Source organism: Pseudomonas sp. Leaf58, assembly GCF_003627215.1.
Taxonomy (GTDB): domain Bacteria; phylum Pseudomonadota; class Gammaproteobacteria; order Pseudomonadales; family Pseudomonadaceae; genus Aquipseudomonas.
In genome coordinates, this window is record NZ_CP032677.1 from 2,848,021 (window position 1) to 2,864,225 (window position 16,205).

The 16,205-nt window shown below is 61.7% G+C and carries 15 protein-coding genes and 1 pseudogene; 6 read left to right on the forward strand and 10 right to left on the reverse strand.

The window, feature by feature from the left end; all coding sequences use genetic code 11:
• The first annotated feature begins 75 nt into the window (after positions 1 to 75).
• Together DV532_RS13240 and DV532_RS13245 are read left to right on the forward strand one after the other, a co-directional pair.
• Positions 76 to 1,296, forward strand: a complete 1,221-nt coding sequence (locus tag DV532_RS13240) for a putative DNA modification/repair radical SAM protein (RefSeq protein ID WP_056803917.1) — start codon at positions 76 to 78, stop codon at positions 1,294 to 1,296.
• On the forward strand, positions 1,287 to 2,135 hold the full coding sequence (locus DV532_RS13245; RefSeq protein ID WP_056803914.1) for a TIGR03915 family putative DNA repair protein: 849 nt from the start codon (positions 1,287 to 1,289) through the stop codon (positions 2,133 to 2,135). The genes DV532_RS13240 and DV532_RS13245 overlap by 10 nt, the downstream gene beginning before the upstream one ends.
• Before the next feature lie 29 nt (positions 2,136 to 2,164).
• On the opposite strand, the gene DV532_RS13250 is transcribed toward DV532_RS13245, so the two are convergent.
• The 8 genes and pseudogenes from DV532_RS13250 to DV532_RS13285 form a co-directional block, all read right to left on the reverse strand.
• Positions 2,165 to 2,422 carry a PAAR domain-containing protein gene (locus DV532_RS13250; RefSeq protein ID WP_056803911.1) on the reverse strand — a complete coding sequence of 86 codons (258 nt, stop codon included), beginning with the start codon at positions 2,420 to 2,422 and terminating at the stop codon, positions 2,165 to 2,167.
• Positions 2,419 to 3,234 (reverse strand): DUF6708 domain-containing protein, encoded by an 816-nt coding sequence (locus DV532_RS31230; RefSeq protein ID WP_330219491.1) that lies wholly within the window; start codon positions 3,232 to 3,234, stop codon positions 2,419 to 2,421. Before DV532_RS31230 ends, DV532_RS13250 begins: the two co-directional genes overlap by 4 nt.
• Positions 3,231 to 3,932 (reverse strand): hypothetical protein, encoded by a 702-nt coding sequence (locus tag DV532_RS30270; protein ID WP_156675998.1) that lies wholly within the window; start codon positions 3,930 to 3,932, stop codon positions 3,231 to 3,233. The genes DV532_RS31230 and DV532_RS30270 overlap by 4 nt, the downstream gene beginning before the upstream one ends.
• A gap of 143 nt (positions 3,933 to 4,075) precedes the next feature.
• Positions 4,076 to 4,876 (reverse strand): annotated as a pseudogene (locus tag DV532_RS13265) (type VI secretion system Vgr family protein); the annotation flags it as partial.
• Between the two features lie 12 nt (positions 4,877 to 4,888).
• Positions 4,889 to 5,758: a type IVB secretion system protein IcmH/DotU gene (icmH, locus tag DV532_RS13270; protein WP_120715344.1), complete on the reverse strand. Its 870-nt coding sequence runs from the start codon at positions 5,756 to 5,758 to the stop codon at positions 4,889 to 4,891.
• 182 nt (positions 5,759 to 5,940) lie between these two features.
• The gene (locus tag DV532_RS13275) at positions 5,941 to 6,912 is read right to left on the reverse strand and encodes a biotin-dependent carboxyltransferase family protein (RefSeq protein ID WP_056803899.1); all 972 of its coding nucleotides are present in this window, start codon (positions 6,910 to 6,912) and stop codon (positions 5,941 to 5,943) included.
• Complete coding sequence (locus tag DV532_RS13280; protein ID WP_056803896.1) at positions 6,909 to 7,796, reverse strand: allophanate hydrolase subunit 1; 888 nt, start codon at positions 7,794 to 7,796, stop codon at positions 6,909 to 6,911. Before DV532_RS13280 ends, DV532_RS13275 begins: the two co-directional genes overlap by 4 nt.
• 89 nt (positions 7,797 to 7,885) lie before the next feature.
• Entirely contained in the window at positions 7,886 to 8,644 is a 759-nt protein-coding gene (locus DV532_RS13285; protein WP_056803893.1) for a 5-oxoprolinase subunit PxpA, read from the reverse strand.
• A 119-nt stretch (positions 8,645 to 8,763) separates the two neighbouring features.
• Between DV532_RS13285 and DV532_RS13290 the strand changes: the two genes are divergently transcribed.
• The 4 genes from DV532_RS13290 (at position 8,764) to DV532_RS13305 (ending at position 13,323) form a co-directional block, all read left to right on the forward strand.
• Positions 8,764 to 9,681: a LysR family transcriptional regulator gene (locus DV532_RS13290; RefSeq protein ID WP_056803890.1), complete on the forward strand. Its 918-nt coding sequence runs from the start codon at positions 8,764 to 8,766 to the stop codon at positions 9,679 to 9,681.
• A 134-nt stretch (positions 9,682 to 9,815) separates the two neighbouring features.
• On the forward strand, positions 9,816 to 11,882 hold the full coding sequence (treS, locus tag DV532_RS13295; RefSeq protein WP_056803887.1) for a maltose alpha-D-glucosyltransferase: 2,067 nt from the start codon (positions 9,816 to 9,818) through the stop codon (positions 11,880 to 11,882).
• Between the two features lie 103 nt (positions 11,883 to 11,985).
• Complete coding sequence (locus DV532_RS13300) at positions 11,986 to 12,612, forward strand: riboflavin synthase (protein WP_056803884.1); 627 nt, start codon at positions 11,986 to 11,988, stop codon at positions 12,610 to 12,612.
• 9 nt (positions 12,613 to 12,621) lie between these two features.
• Positions 12,622 to 13,323, forward strand: a complete 702-nt coding sequence (locus DV532_RS13305) for a YoaK family protein (RefSeq protein ID WP_056803881.1) — start codon at positions 12,622 to 12,624, stop codon at positions 13,321 to 13,323.
• On the opposite strand, the gene proP is transcribed toward DV532_RS13305, so the two are convergent.
• Together proP and hemB are read right to left on the reverse strand one after the other, a co-directional pair.
• Positions 13,324 to 14,826, reverse strand: a complete 1,503-nt coding sequence (gene proP / locus DV532_RS13310; RefSeq protein ID WP_056803878.1) for a glycine betaine/L-proline transporter ProP — start codon at positions 14,824 to 14,826, stop codon at positions 13,324 to 13,326.
• A gap of 191 nt (positions 14,827 to 15,017) precedes the next feature.
• On the reverse strand, positions 15,018 to 15,992 hold the full coding sequence (gene hemB, locus DV532_RS13315; protein ID WP_056803875.1) for a porphobilinogen synthase: 975 nt from the start codon (positions 15,990 to 15,992) through the stop codon (positions 15,018 to 15,020).
• Positions 15,993 to 16,205 lie beyond the last annotated feature (213 nt).

The window sequence follows — 16,205 nt, forward strand, 5'->3', positions numbered from 1 at the left end:
TGTATTCGTCACAGGCACTTGCAATCGGAGCCTTCTCAAAATACTGTATGAATAATCAGTATTCGGGATAGACCCATGCAACTCATCGCCAAACTCGGCATCCTCGCCGACGCCGCCAAGTACGACGCCTCCTGCGCCAGCAGCGGCGCGCCCAAGCGCAACTCGCGCGGCGCTGATGGCCTGGGCGCTACCAACGGCATAGGCATCTGCCACAGCTATACTCCCGACGGCCGCTGCGTATCACTGCTCAAGGTGCTACTGACCAACTTCTGCCTGTACGACTGCCAGTACTGCGTAAATCGCCGCTCCAGCAATGTGCCCCGCGCCCGCTTCACCCCCGAAGAGGTAGTACGCCTGACCTTGGATTTCTACCGGCGCAACTGCATCAGTGGCCTGTTCCTGAGCTCTGGCATTATCCGCTCGGCGGACTACACCATGGAGCAATTGATCCGCGTGGCCCGATTGCTCCGCGAGGAACACAACTTCCGCGGCTACATTCATCTAAAGACCATCCCTGATGCCGACCCGCTGCTGATCGAAGAGGCCGGCCGCCTGGCCGACCGCCTCAGCGTCAACATCGAACTGCCCACTGACGCCAGCCTGAAGCGCTTGGCGCCGGAAAAACACGCACACACCATTCGCCAGGCCATGGGCGTGATCCACCTCGGCCAACAAGCTGTGGCCAACGAACCCAAGGCCCCACGCTTCACCCCCGCTGGGCAAAGCACCCAGGTCATCGTCGGCGCCGACAGCACCGACGACAGCACCCTGCTACGCAATGCCGAATCGCTGTACCAAGGCTATGGCCTAAAGCGTGTGTACTACTCCGCCTTCAGCCCGATTCCCGACAGCCCGGGCAGCGTGCCTTTGGCCGCGCCGCCGCTGCTGCGCGAACACCGCCTGTACCAAGCTGACTTCCTGCTGCGTGGCTACGGTTACAAGGCCGGCGAACTGCTGGGCCAAAGCGGCAACCTGGCGCTGGACATCGACCCCAAGCTGGCCTGGGCGCTGGCCAACCGCGAGGTCTTCCCACTGGACGTGAACCGCGCCGAGCCCGCGTTGCTGGCGCGTATTCCGGGTATCGGCCTGCGCAGTGTGCAGCGCCTGGTGGCGTTGCGGCGCGAACGACGCATCCGCTATGACGACCTGATTCAGCTGCGCTGCGTGTTGGACAAGGCCCGCCCTTTCATTGTCACCAGCGACTACCGCCCAGCCGAGGGCGAGTTGCGCAGTGGCCTGCTGCGGGCGCGCTTGCGTGAACCGCAAGCGCCGGTGCAGATGGGGTTGTGGGGGTGATCGCGCTCGACTGCGACGACCTGTTCACCACCTGGCGAGATCAGGCCCGGGTGCTGCTGGGGCATGGTATCGATCCCGCGCAGGTCACCTGGTCGCAAGGGCCGATGGCTGACTTGTTGGCGGTGCCAGCGACGCCCCCAACAGGCCCCGGCCCTTTTCGCGCCAAGGTCCCGGCGGCGCTGCTAAGCCAGCTGGAACAGGCTGCCCGCTACCGTGGCCAGCAACGCTGGAACCTGCTGTACGAGGTGCTGTGGCGCGTGGCCCATGGCGACCGCACCGCCATGCTGGCCGGTGACCGCTTGGGTAGCGAGCTGCAGCGGCGGATCAAACAGGTCAGCCGCGAGGCGCATCACCTGCATGCCTTTGTGCGTTTCGTGCCGCTGCCAGATGAACTGGCTGAGCTTTTGCAGCTTGACCTGGTGGCTTACCACGAGCCGGCCCATGACATTCTGCAAAGTGCCAGCCCGCACTTCGCCGACCGGCTGGGGCGTTTGCGCTGGTTGATCGCTACACCGGGCGATGGCATACGTTTCGACGGCCAGGCGTTCGATTACCAACGCCAGTGCCCTGAAGCCTGGCGCCAATGGGCCCACAATGCTGAGGACCCGGGCGCCGAGCTATGGCGCACCTATTACCGCCATACCTTCAACCCTGCCCGCCTCAACCCCGATGCCTTACGCCTGCACATGCCCGGGCGGTTCTGGCGGCACTTGCCGGAGGGGATGCTGATACCCCAACTCGAGGGCCTGGCGCGCCAGGGCAAGCAACGGGACGGCCAGGCTCAGGAAGTCGCCGCCCAAGCCGGCAAACAAATCAGTAAACCAGCGCGATCGATGTAGCCACGGGCTTGCCCGCGAACAGGGTTCCCTCAATCCAGCATCCAGCCAGCATCGCCCTCTTCCAGCACACCGCCGTGATCAGTCCGATCACCTATGCGCGCCACGGCCGCGCCTTCGATCAGGAAATGCTCAGCGCCACTCTCGATCACTGCGCCACACGTGGTCCGGTCCCCCACCCTGGCAACTGGCCGGCCATTGAAGGTATACCTGGCACTGCCGCTTTCCACCTGATTGGGGCCGTGCAGCGGGCAGAAGTGTCGATGGCCTACAAGGACGACAGGCTTCATCGGACCTCTCCTTCAGACGGTGCGGTGCGGGATTCACGGTCAATGTCCTCTGGCCATTTAACCTTCGGCGCCAGGCAGTGCATGGGGCTCAGGCCATCGTCATCGTTCCAGTCACGGGGTGGATGCACGAACTTCGGCAGGGCTTCGGGGCCTTGCTGCATGAACAGCCGAGCGATGGCCCAGTAGGCTTCGCCGTGGTAGAGGTCGTGGGTGAAGAACACGCGGTCGATGACTTCGTTGGTTTCCGGGTTGCGCACCGACAGCATGACGTTTTCGATCAGGCCGCCGTGGCCGGGGGCGTAGACTCGGTAGACTTCGGCGGTTACGTCGTCCCAGTTGTAGGCGACCGGTTTGACGCCCCAGTGTTTGCGGCTGAAGATGAAAATGCGATCATATCGAAACTCATAAATATATATCTTTTGGCGAAGTCGATTGAAGCGAATTGGCTCATCCCTAGGAACAACCAAATCAAGCTTAATATCAGGAATCAAAGCCCCTAATATTGCCGGAGTAATAATTATAACCAATGAATTCATAAACCAATCGCGCTGCCAACCATCATGCAAAAAATTCCAGCACAAGTAAATCGTCACTCCGAGAAGAAAAAGCAAACCAGGAACGCCGATTAGGAATATAAAACCGCGAACACTGGTACTGCTCCGCGGCAATTCGAGATACACGCCATCGAAATAGTTGGGGGCTGGCTTTACACTCGCCCACCCAATCCGCCACTTTGGCACTTCGTCCATCTTGGGCAGATCATAACTCCAGCCTAAAGCACGTTCCCACAAAACTTTGGCATCACGTTTCACTCGTTAATCTCCCTGACGCAAACTTCAAGGTACCCACTAGGCAGGCTCCGATCCGGCCAGTACATCACCAACAGCGTAGCTGCTAAAATTGTGGATTTTCCTATAGTCGCCATGAGCGGTATCGAACCTGAAATTTCTAACTGGCAGAGTCTCGCATCGTCAGAAGAATATTTTTTTCTCTCAATTGCATAGTCGCGCTCATAGTCGGGGAGCCATGGCGATGCAAAGCTAGAAAATGAAGAGGATGATGATAGGGATTCAGCAGAATTTGCAAAAAAATCGCCCGAAGCAATAACTTCCCCACCAACGTAATCAGGATGAATACCATCACCGCGACGGTGTACAATCAATCTCCAGCGGTATCCCGAACGCCGTTCATTGTACATGGGAAAAACTATGAAAAACTTGAGCCTTCTAATTGTTTCAATACTAATTAAACCACCTATTTTCGGGAGACCTGGATCAGTCGCCAAGCGCGACTCAAAATCCACCTTCGCCTGGACGCCTAGCGTGACGGCATTGAGTTCGGCAAAGGCGATATCCGCATGCTCTGGACTATTCCAATGAATGGCAGGCTTTTCGTCCGCTCTTCCAAAGTAGCACCGCCTTATCCAGCGTTCCAAATCAGTTGATTCATTCTCCTGAGCGCGTTTACTCAGTCCATAAGCAGCAAGCGTAACGGCTACCGCCAGTCCCACCGGCCCAAAAACCAAGGGTCGGAGTACTGCAGCACCAAACGCCAAAGTGCCAGAGCCATACAAGAGGAATGAAAAAAAATGTTGATACTTCGCTGCATCATCACCCGCAGCGGCAGTGCGCCTCGTCGCATTAATTGCTTGATGCTGCTGTCCGCCGCGCGGTGTTCCTGGCGGTAGGCCGGGTTGGTGAACGTATAGTCGCGTTGCACCTGCCGCGCAGTCCGTACCTGTTCGCTGTAACGCAGGTGGCGCAGGCAGGGCCCGGCCTGATCACCGCCGCGGGTGGCGCGGTACAGCACCTGGTTGGGGTCGATGTCGTCCTCTTCGAAGAAGCCTTCATCATCGTCATCAGTCTCGATCGCCCCCCGGCTGATCTGGCCCAGCGCCAGCAGCCGGTCGGTGATGATCAGATGGTGGTGTTTCGGGGTGTGCTCGAAGCGGTAGACGAAGCCTTCTTCGCTAGCCAGGCGGGCAATGAAGTCCAAGTCGGTTTCACCAGCCTGCACGCAGAACTCGCGCACCTGATGGTTGCTGATGCTCTTGATCTCGAAACGGCTGATGCCTTGGCGCTGGAGCATCAGTTCGAGAATTTGCGGCACGGTTTTCTGCTGGAAGATACGCCAGTTCGAACGCAGCCCAGCCCGGGCCAGCACGGGCTCGACCAAGGCGCGGTAACGGGTGCGATAAAAGCCCGTCTCGCCCTGGCTGAAGCTGCTGACCAGGCCATGCACGTAGCGCAGTGGGCGCTCGCCCCGCCAGAGGGTGAACAGCACCGGTTTGTCGAGCAACTGACCGAAGTCGACATCGTCTTCGAAACTGATCAATTCCAGCTTCAGCTGGAACGGTGAGCTGATCGCTTCGTCGAGTTCGAACGAAACCACTTCGAATTCAAGCCGGCCAGCCAGCGGCTGGAAGGTAAAGTGCAAATCGGATTGGCTAGACATGTGGCTCCCCTGTCACTGCTGCAAAATACCGTTGAGCGACTCCAGAACCTCGGCGGTCAGCAAGTCGAGGCGGTAGCTGTAGTAGCTGTAGGCACAGGCCATGGCGATGGCGGAGATGACCAGCGGGCTCCACCAAGGCCACTCCCACCGGCGCATGCGGTAAGGGCGATGGACCACGTTGGTGTAGGGGTCGGAGGGGAATTCCGGCGCGGGGCCACGCAGTTCGCGAATGACCTTGTGCATCCGCGAGATCAGGGCCTTGATGATGTCCTCGCACTTGGGATCAAGGGCGTACTTGCCTCTAAGGCCTAGGCAAAAGCAGAAGTACAGAAACTCCAGCACATCCTGGAACTCCTCGGGCGATTGCATGATGCGTTCAAGCAGGACGAAGATCTTCTCGCCGCCTTGGGTTTCGTCGTGGAAGATGCTCAGCAGCGGTGCTTGGCTCCAGCACGAATTGTTGCCCCAGGGGCGACTCATCACGGCCTCGTCCAGATATAGACACAAGCCGTACGAATAGACTTCGAGATGCGTAGTGGAATAGCCGTGCTGCTGTATTTCTTGGCGGATGGCGCTGACCTGAGTTTGCAGGGCCTTGTGCACGTATTCGATGTTGGGCAGGTCATCTAGCGTGCGCAGGCGTATGACCAGGCCGAACAGTGGGCTTGCTGCGTCGAGCATCAGGTTGTCGAAGCCGCCACGCAGCTGGAAATCGGGGTCGGCCGGGTAGCCTGCCAGGTCTGCTGGCGCGCCTGCGCCGGCCAAGTAAGGCGACGAACTGCCTTCCGAGGTTTCGAGCAATGTATGCAGGCTGTTTTCAGTAACGCCACGGGCCTTGCAAGCGCCCTGGGAACCAGTATGAGAAGGGGTTTGGCCGGGCATGAAGAGGTCCTTGTCTTCCAGCAGACTGAAGACAGGAACGCTATACGGGAATGAATTCTCTGGGGAGTCCGGCGCTTCCTAACCTGTTGTAGGAATTTTCGACTTGACTCCCCGTTCTGGACTGAACAATGTGCGTTTGCTGAAACGACCTGGCGGGGGCGGCGACCCGCCACTCCGCTCAATCAGCCAAACAACCGGGCCAGAAAACCCAGCTTCTTCTTGTACGAGCGCCGAGCCTGCAGTGCATCCTCCAGGCTCACCGCCAAGAACCGCGCCTGCTGGTTGGGCTGCATCTGGCCGATCAAATCCAGATCGGCACTGATCACCGTGCCGATCATCGCATAGCCGCCGCCCGACACCGCGTCACGGTGCAGGACGATCGGTTCAAGCCCCGCCGGCACCTGGATCGAGCCAATCGGGTAGCAGCTGTCGACGATGTTCGACGGGTCCGAGCCCGCCCCGAACGGCTGCTCCCGTGGCTGGAAGCTCAAGGCACTGCCGCCCTTGTAGCGGTAGCCGATTCGATCGGCTTCTGAGCCAACCGTCCAGGCCTCGGTGAAAAAGCTCTGGGCGGCTGCTTCGGTCAGGCGATGGAAATACAGCCCTGGCACCACCCGCAACACTACTTCACCGCCCAAAGCCTGGCGCAGCGCCATCGGCAGGCTTGCGCCGGCGCGGGCCTTGCCGTTGGGCACACCAACCGGCAGCAGGTCGCCCGCCATCAACTTGCGCCCATGGAACCCACCCAAGGCTCCCAGCGCATAGGTGGAGCGGCTACCGAGCACCTCGGGGACGTCGATACCACCGGCCACGGCCAGATAAGCGCGGGCGCCTGCGCTGGGGAAGCCAAAGCGCAACACCTGCCCGGCACGCACGGCGAACGCGGTGTCCGGGCGTTGTTCGCGGCCATCGAGCAACGCTGGCATCTGCGCACCGCACACTGCCACCCGTGCATCCTGCTGAAACTCCAGCTCCGGCCCCACCAGCGCGCACTCCAGGCCCGCAGCGCCGGCCGGGTTGCCTACCAAGTGGTTGGCCGCACTCAGCGCATACTGGTCGAGCGCGCCCGATGGCGGGATGCCCAGGTGATAGTAGCCTTCGCGGCCCAGGTCCTGCACCGAGGTGGCCAGGCCGGGTTTAAGTACCTTGATCATGCCAGCGCCTCCTGCAAAGTCCGTGGGTAGCCGACCGGGTCGGCGAGGAACGCGTCGAGGGAGAATTCCACCGGGCGAATGCGCAGGTCGAAGCGGCCCTCTTCGACATCCGCCACCGCTTGGTCGTAGGTACGCCGGTCGATGGGCTTGAACTGCACGATGTCACCCGGCCGGAAGAACACCATGTGCTGCTTCAGGTAATTCAGGGTTTGCTGCGGGTCGTAGATCGGCGCCGGGGTAACGCCGAACATCTGGTAGCCGCCTGCCCCGCGCACCGAGTAAATGCAGCCGAAGCAGCCACCGTGGCCGAGGGTGAGCTTGGGCGTGTCGGTACGCGGGCGCAGGTACTTGGGCACCTGCAATTGCCGCTCGCGCTCGACCATCTGGAACATGAAGGGCAAGCCAGCCACGAAGCCGACCATCGACACGAACCACGGCGCGCCACTGTGCGCGGCAATGAACGCCTCGACATCGGCCAGGCCGTTGATGCGGGCGGCGTACTCCAGGTCGGTACTGCCCGGGTCTTGGTGACGGTCACGAAAACGCATCAGCGTTTCATGGGTCCAGGGGTCGTTGTACAGCACCGGAATCTCGATGATCCGCGTTTGCAGCGAGCGCTCGGCCACCGCCTGCGCTTCGGCACGGCGCACCGCTGCAAGTAGCGCCTCCGGTGCGATGCGGTCCGGGTCGAAGCGGATCTGGAACGAGGCATTGGCCAGGCACACGTCCAGCACGCCATCCAGAGCCAACCGCTGCACCGCTCGGGTGACGGCCATGCCCTTGAAGAAGGCTTGCAGCGACATGCTGTCGCTGACTTCGGCAAACAGGTGCTCGTCGGCGCCGAAGCTGTAACGGATTGGGGTTGTAGCAAGCGGTTCGGCCATGACTGTTCCTTTTCTTGACGTCTTATAGAAAGGCAGGCGAAAGCAAAGGTCACGGGCTGCGGCTTGTGCGCGCCGGATGCCCTGCGCACTCAGCGTGGGGCGCGCACCGCGATACCGGCAGCGTCCAGCGCTTGGCGCGTGGCCTCGACCAGGTCGAGCGCGCCAGGTGTGTCGCTGTGCAAGCAGATCGAATCGAATTCGATAGCCAAGTCCTGCCCTTCAACGGTGCGCACCACACCTTGCTGGCAAGCCCGCAACACCCGCTCAGCAACCGCCTTGGGCTGGTAGCCGCGCACATTGCGGGTGAACACGATCGAACCGCTCAGGTCGTACTCGCGGTCGGCATAAAATTCGCGCACCACGGGCTGGCCGAGTGCTTGGGCAATACGGCAAATCACCGAACCCGGCATGCAGTACAGCAGCAGTTCCGGCTCGATCAGCTGCAGGTTTTCCACCAGCAGCTGCGCGGCTTCTTCATCGCGCGCCAGGTGCATGTACAGCGCCCCGTGCGGTTTGATGTGCTGCAGGCGCACGCCCTGGACGCGGGCAATCTCACGCAAGGCGCCGAGCTGGTAGAGCATGTCGTCGACCAGTTCCTGGGCCGCGGCGTTGATATGCCGACGGCCGAAGCCAACCAGGTCGCGGAAGCCTGGGTGGGCACCTACCGCAACGCCCAAGGCCTTGGCCCGCTCGACGGTGCGGCGCATGGTGCCGGGGTCGCCGGCATGGAAGCCAGTGGCGATGTTGGCGCTGCTGATATAGCCCATCAGCTGGTTGTCGACGCCATCGCCAATAGTCCACGGGCCAAAGCCCTCACCCATGTCCGAATTGAAATCCACCACCTGCATGACTGTCTCTCCTGGCGCTTGTGACTGCTTGAGAGCCACGTTAGATTCTCCATACCCCCTTGGGAAGATTTATAAACAGATAGGGTGTCTTCGGAAAATCAGATACCCAGGAGCCTACCGTGTCACTTACCCTGCGCCAGGTTCGCTACTTTGTCGCCACTGCCGAGATTGGCCAGATCTCCCAGGCAGCGATCCATTTGAACATCTCCCAATCGGCGGTGACCACAGCCATCAAAGAGCTGGAGGCGATGCTCGGCGTGTTGCTGTTCCAGCGCTCGGCCCAGGGCATGAGCCTGACCGAGGCCGGTAGGCACTTCCTCAACCGTGCCTACGTGATCCTGCGCAGCGTGGATGATGCGCTGAACAGCCCGCTGCCGAACGTGCGCGCCAGTGGCCTGCTGCGCTTGGCGGCCAGTTATACAGTGATCGGCTACTTCCTCCCGCACCACCTGCAGCGGCTGGAGCATTGGCACCCAGACGTGACGCTGGAGCTGTACGAGCAAGAGCGCAGCGCCATTGAGCAAGGCCTGCTGGCGGGGCACTTCGACATGGCGGTGGTACTCACTGCAAACCTCACCCACCCCGACATAGTTTCCGAGACCTTGTTCAACTCCGAACGCCGGCTGTGGCTGCCTGGGCACCATCCGCTGTGCGAGCGCTCGGCGGTAAGCTTGGCCGACGTGGCCTGCGAACCGTTCATCCTGCTGACCGTGGACGAGGCCGAGCAAAGCGCCATGCGCTATTGGGAACAAGCCGGGCAGCGGCCGAAGGTGCGGGTGCGGACCAGTTCGGTGGAGGCGGTGCGTAGCATGGTCGCCAATGGCAGTGGCGTGGCGATCCTGTCGGACCTGGTGCACCGGCCCTGGTCGCTAGAGGGCAAGCGCATCGAGACGGTGACCATCAGCGACCCGGTGACCGCGATGAGCGTGGGGCTGGCCTGGCACCGGGAGCGGGCGTTCAGCCCGGCGATGCAGGCGGTGCGCGATTACTTCCATGATGCGTTTCTGGCACCGCAGCAGTTGTCTGCCCGGCGTTGACCCTGCTTTAGCAGGCCCGGTCTCTTCGCGGCCTATGCGAGCTGGCGTGCCCGCGAAACTATGCTCAAGCCGAACGATCAGCCGGCCGTGCCGTCATAACCTGAGCCGGTGCCGACACGCAAAGAGGATGCGAAATGACCCAGCCAGACCCGTCATATGTCAAATGGCTTGAAGACCGCGCCATGCTCAAGGCTTCACAACAGCGCGCCAGCCTGTACTCCGGCCAGTCGCGCCTGTGGCAGCAACCCTACGCCGAAGCCCAGCCCCGCCGTGCCATCGAAATCGCCTCGGTCTGGCTGACGGTTTACCCCGACGCGATCATCGCCCCTGAAGGCTGTTCGGTGCTCGGCGCCCTGGCCCATGAGGCGTTGTGGAAGCGCCTGTCCGAAATCGGCATCCAGGGCCTGCACACCGGCCCGATCAAGCTGTCTGGCGGCTTGCGTGGTCGCGAGCTCACCCCCAGCGTAGACGGTAACTTTGACCGCATCAGCTTTGACATCGACCCGTTATACGGCAGCGAGCAGGAGCTGATCCAGATGAGCCGCATGGCCGCCGCACACAACGCCGTGACCATCGACGACCTGATCCCCTCGCACACCGGCAAAGGTGCTGACTTCCGCTTGGCCGAGATGGCCCACGGCCCCTACCCTGGGCTGTATCACATGGTCGAGATCCGTGAAGAAGATTGGCCGTTGTTGCCCGACGTGCCCGCTGGCCGCGACGCGGTCAACCTGCTGCCGGCCCAGTGCGATGAACTCAAGGCCCGTCATTACATCGTTGGCCAACTGCAGCGGGTGATTTTCTTTGAACCGGGCGTGAAGGAAACCGATTGGAGCGCCACGCCGCCGGTGACCGGTGTGGATGGCAAGACCCGGCGCTGGGTGTACCTGCACTATTTCAAGGAAGGCCAGCCGTCACTGAACTGGTTAGACCCGACTTTCGCCGCCCAGCAGATGATCATCGGCGATGCCCTGCACGCCCTGGATTGCCTGGGCGCCCGCGGCTTGCGCCTGGACGCCAATGGCTTTCTCGGTGTAGAAACGCGCGCCAGCGGCACCGCCTGGTCGGAAAGCCACCCGCTGTCACTGGTCGGCAACCAACTGATCGGCGGCATGATCCGCAAAGCCGGCGGTTTCAGCTTCCAGGAGCTGAACCTGACCCTTGATGACATCGCGCAGATGTCCAAGGGCGGCGCCGACCTGTCCTACGACTTCATCACCCGCCCGGCCTACCAGCATGCGCTGCTGACCGGCGACACCGAATTCCTGCGCCTGATGCTCAAGGAAATGCACGCCTTCGGTATCGACCCGGCCTCGTTGATCCATGCCCTGCAGAACCATGACGAGCTGACCGTAGAGCTGGTGCATTTCTGGACGCTGCACGCCCACGACATGTACCTGTACAAAGGCCAAACCCTGCCCGGCGGCATCCTGCGCGAACATATCCGCGAAGAAATCTACGAACGGCTGTCGGGCGAGCATGCGCCGTACAACCTGCGTTTCGTCACCAATGGGATCGCCTGCACCACCGTCAGCCTGATCGCTGCAGCGCTGGGCATCCGCGACCTGGGGCAGATCGGCGCAGCGCAGATCGAGCTGATCCAGAAGGTGCACCTGCTGCTGGTGATGTACAACGCCATGCAGCCGGGAGTCGTCGCGCTGTCTGGCTGGGACCTGGTGGGCGCCCTGCCCTTGCCCGCCGAAGCGGTTGCGCAGCGCATGACGGATGGCGATACCCGTTGGATTCACCGGGGCGGTTACGACCTGGCGGGGTTGCACCCAGAGGCCGAAGCGTCAGTACGCGGCATGCCGCGTGCCCAGGCGCTGTATGGCAGCCTCGACAGCCAGCTGGACAACGGCAACTCATTCGCCAGCAAGGTGAAGAAACTGCTCGCAGTGCGCCAAGCCTACGGCATCGCCACCAGTCGCCAGGTACTGGTGCCCGAGGTCAGCAGCCCCGGGTTGCTGGTAATGGTGCATGAGCTGCCGGCCGGGCGCGGCATCCAGATCAGTGCGCTGAACTTTGGCCAGCAAGCGATTGCCGAGCAATTGCTGCTGAGCGGCTTCACGCCGGGGCCGGTGGTGGACATGATCAATGAAACGGTCGAAGGCGATTTGACCGAGGATGGGCGGTTAATGGTCAACCTGGACCCGTACGAGGCGCTGTGCCTGCGTATCGTAAACAGTAGCGGCCATGTCTGACGCGTGGGCTTGCCCGTGAAGCGGCCCGCACAGTCGCCTTGCATTTGCCGCGCTACGGGCATAGCTTTCGGGTGTTTTCTTTTCTGTGCCCAGGAGCAACTCCATGTACACCGGCATCGTCCAGGCCGTCCGCCCTCTGCTTGATGTGACCACTTTTCCGGGCCACAACCAGTTCACTATCGACCTCACCCCAGAACTGCTCGACGGGCTGAAGATCGGTGCCAGCGTCAGCGTCGAGGGCACTTGCCTGTCGGTCACCGAAATCGACGGCACCCAGGTCAGGTTCGATGCCATGACCGCCACGCTCGAGCGCACCAACCTGCGCGGCTTCAAGGCCGGCCAGGGCGTCAACATCGAACGGTCGGCGAAGATGAACGCCGAAGTCGGCGGCCACCTGATGGCAGGGCATATTGCCACCACCGCCGAAGTCGTCGAGTTGTCGATTGAGGAAACCGGCGCCTACCTCAAGTTCCGCATGCCAGCGCAATGGGGCAAGTACGTGTTCCCGCGTGGCTTTATCGGGGTCAATGGCTGCAGCCTGACCGTTGCCGATGTCGACGACAACCTGATCACCATCAACCTGATCCCGGAAACCCTGCGCCAAACCACCTTCGCCAGATACCAGGCCGGTGAGTTGCTCAACATCGAAGTGGACCACCAGACCATGGTGCTGGTCGATGTGGTGGAGCGCACTATCCAGAGCACCCTCGCCCGCGAAATGCCGCGCTGAGGCCCCAGCATGCTGCCCAACACCCTCCCGGGGCGCACGGCCAAACGGTTGCGCCTGCAAGTACTGCGTGGGCGTGTCGGCCTGGGCTTGGTCGCCGGCCTGTCGGTACTGGCCGGCATGACCGATGCCATTGGCTTGCTGGCGCTGGGCGACTTCGTGTCGTTCATGAGTGGCAACACCACGCGCCTGGCTGTGGCCATCAGCCAGGCGGACCTGGCCTTGGTGCTGCGCCTAAGTGGCGCGGTGCTGGGCTTCGTCGCCGGCAACGCCCTGGGCGTGCTGCTGGCGCGCGGCTTCCGCCGTCGGGCCTGGCCGGTGCTGCTGGTGGTCGCCGCATTGCTGGCCGGCGCGGCGGCCTGGCCCTTGGAGTTCACCTTTCCGGCGTTGCTGGCCACCACCTTGGCCATGGGCATGATCAATGCCGTGGTCGAACAGGTAAACGGCCTGCCCATCGGCCTGACCTACGTCACCGGCGCCCTGTCCCGCTTCGGCCGTGGCCTGGGGCGCTGGCTGCTGGGTGAGCGGCGCAATGGCTGGCGGGTACAGCTGGTACCTTGGGCAGGCATGCTGTTGGGTGCCGCCTTGGGCGCGTGGCTGCAGCAACACCTAGGCCTGCAGGCCCTGGCTGGCAGCTGCGCGCTGGCCTGCGTACTGGCCCTGGTGTCGCGGTTCATTCCACGCGCCTGGCAGCGCGGCTACATGCCACGCTAATCAGTCGATGCGTGGGTGCTGCTGCACCAGCAGCTTGCGCTTGGCCTCTAGCTCGGCGATCTGCGCATCGATGTCTTCGATCTTTTGCTCGATGTTGTCGTGGTGCTCTTGCAGCAGCTCCCGCGCTTCCTCGATGTCCGAAGCCGCTGGTGCCGCACCACGCAGTGGCTTGTTGGCGGTTTCCTTCATGGTCAAGCCAGTGACCAGGCCAACCACGGCGATCACCATCAGGTAATAGGCCGGCATGTACAGGTTGCCGCTGCTTTCTACCAGCCAGGCCGCAATCGTTGGTGTCAGTCCGGCGATCAGCACCGAAATGTTGAAGGCACCGGCCAGTGCGCTGTAGCGGATGTGGGTAGGGAACATCGCCGGCAAGGTCGAAGCCATCACGCCAATGAAAAAGTTGAGCAGCACGGCGATCATCAGCAAGCCAGAAAAGATCAGCCCAAGCATACCGCTGTTGATCAGCATGAAGGCCGGGATCGCCAGTGCGAACAGCCCGACACTGCCCACCACAATGAAGGGCCGACGGCCATATTTGTCGCTCAACAGCCCGATGATGGGCTGCACGAACAGCATGCCAACCATGATCGCAATGATGATCAGCACACCATGGTCTTCGCTGTAATGCAGGTTGTGCGACAGGTAGCTGGGCATGTAAGTGAGCAGCATGTAGTAAGTAACGTTGGTGGCGATCACCACGCCAATGCACGTCACCAGGCTGCGCCAGTGCTGGGTGGCAACCTCCTTGAACGACACCTTGGGCCCGGACACCAGGCCTTCGCGGTCGCCCTGCTCCAGTTTGTCGACGTGCTGTTGGAACGCTGGGGTTTCCTCTAGCGCGTGGCGCAGGTAGAGGCCGATGATGCCCAGCGGCAGGGCCAGGAAGAACGGCAGGCGCCAGCCCCATTCCAGAAATTTTTCTTCGCCGAGAAGCGTCGAGATCAACACCACCACCCCTGCCCCTAGCACAAAGCCGGCGATCGAACCGAAGTCCAGCCAGCTGCCGAGAAAGCCGCGCTTGCGGTCGGGGGCGTATTCGGCAACGAAAATCGAGGCACCGGTGTACTCGCCGCCCACCGAAAAACCCTGGGCCATCTTGGCCAACAGCAGCAGGATAGGCGCCCAGATACCGATGCTGGCGTAGGACGGTATCAGGCCAATGGCGAAGGTACTGAGCGACATGATAACGATGGTTGCGGCAAGGATTTTCTGCCGGCCGAACCTGTCACCCAAGGCGCCGAAGAACAGCCCGCCCAGTGGCCGGATCAGGAACGGCACCGAGAAGGTCGCCAGCGCCGCGATCATTTGCACGCTGGGGTCGGCATTGGGGAAGAACACTTTGCCGAGGGCGAACGCGACGAAGCCGTACACGCCGAAGTCGAACCACTCCATGGCATTGCCTAATGCCGCGGCAGTGATGGCTTTTTTCATCTTGGCGTCGTCAACGATAGTGATGTCGTTGAGGCCGATTGGCTGGACGTTTTTCTTGCGAGATTTCATTCCTGTTCCCTGTCGATGAATGCTCTAAGGGTTCAGATACAACGCGACACTAAATAATTCAGCGCTTACGGTTTTTTTGTGCTCGGGCGAGCATGGGAGTGGGCTGCTGGGGGGGCACGAAAGGGGCGCAAAGCGCCCCCTCGGGTTTCAGCATCAACATGGCTGAGGCCGTTGCGGCCGATAGGCGTGTGTCAAATGCCCTCTCGGGCCAGGTCCATAGCGAAGTAGGTCAGGATCAGGTCGGCACCGGCACGCTTGATCGCACCGATGCTTTCACGCACCACGCGGCCTTCATCGATGGCGCCAGCCAGGCCGCCGAACTTGATCATCGCGTATTCACCGCTCACCTGGTACGCCGCCAGCGGCAGGCGCGATGCAGCGCGGATATCGGCAATCACGTCGAGGTAGGCGCCGGCCGGTTTGACCATCAGCACGTCTGCCCCTTCCTGCTCGTCGAGCAGCGACTCGCGCACAGCTTCGCGGCGGTTCATGGGGTTCATCTGGTAGCTCTTGCGGTCGCCCTTCAGCGCGGTACCGCCGGCTTCACGGAACGGGCCATACAGCGATGAGGCAAATTTGGTGGAATAGGCCATGATCGCGGTGTCGTGAAAGCCGGCAGCGTCCAGCGCACTGCGGATAGCTTGCACCTGGCCGTCCATCGCCGCTGACGGGGCGATGAAGTCGGCACCGGCAGCGGCGGCAATGACCGCTTGCTTGCCTAGGTTAGCCAGGGTGGCATCGTTGTCCACGCCATGGTTGTGCAGCACGCCGCAGTGGCCGTGGCTGGTGTATTCGCAGAAACAGGTGTCGGACATCACCACCATTTCCGGCACGGTGTCCTTGCAGATGCGCGACATGCGCGCAACCAGGCCGTTTTCGTTCCAGGTGTCGCTGCCCACAGCGTCCAGGTTATGCGAAACGCCAAAGGTCATCACTGACTTGATACCGGCGCGGGCATAGCGCTCGATTTCCTGGGCCAGCAGCTTCTCAGGAATGCGGTTGACGCCCGGCATGCTGGTGATCGGCACGAAGTCATCGATGCCCTCTTCGACGAAGATCGGCAGGATCAAGTCTTCGAGGCGGAACTCGGTTTCCTGGAAGATCGTGCGCAGGGACTCGTTCTGACGCAAGCGCCGTGGACGAACGGACGGGAATTGGTTGGACATGACAGCTCCAGGGAATTTGAACGGCGTATACCTTATGCCCGTCACGCGCCAGTGAAAAGGCCAAATGACGAGATATTGCCTTGCATCAAAGGCAACAAGCCGGCAATGGCCTCATCGCCGGCAAGCCAGCCCCCACAGGTACTGCATTTGGCCCAAGGGCGATGCGGTATCTGTGGGGGCTGGCTTGCCGGCGATAGGGCCACTACGGGCAAC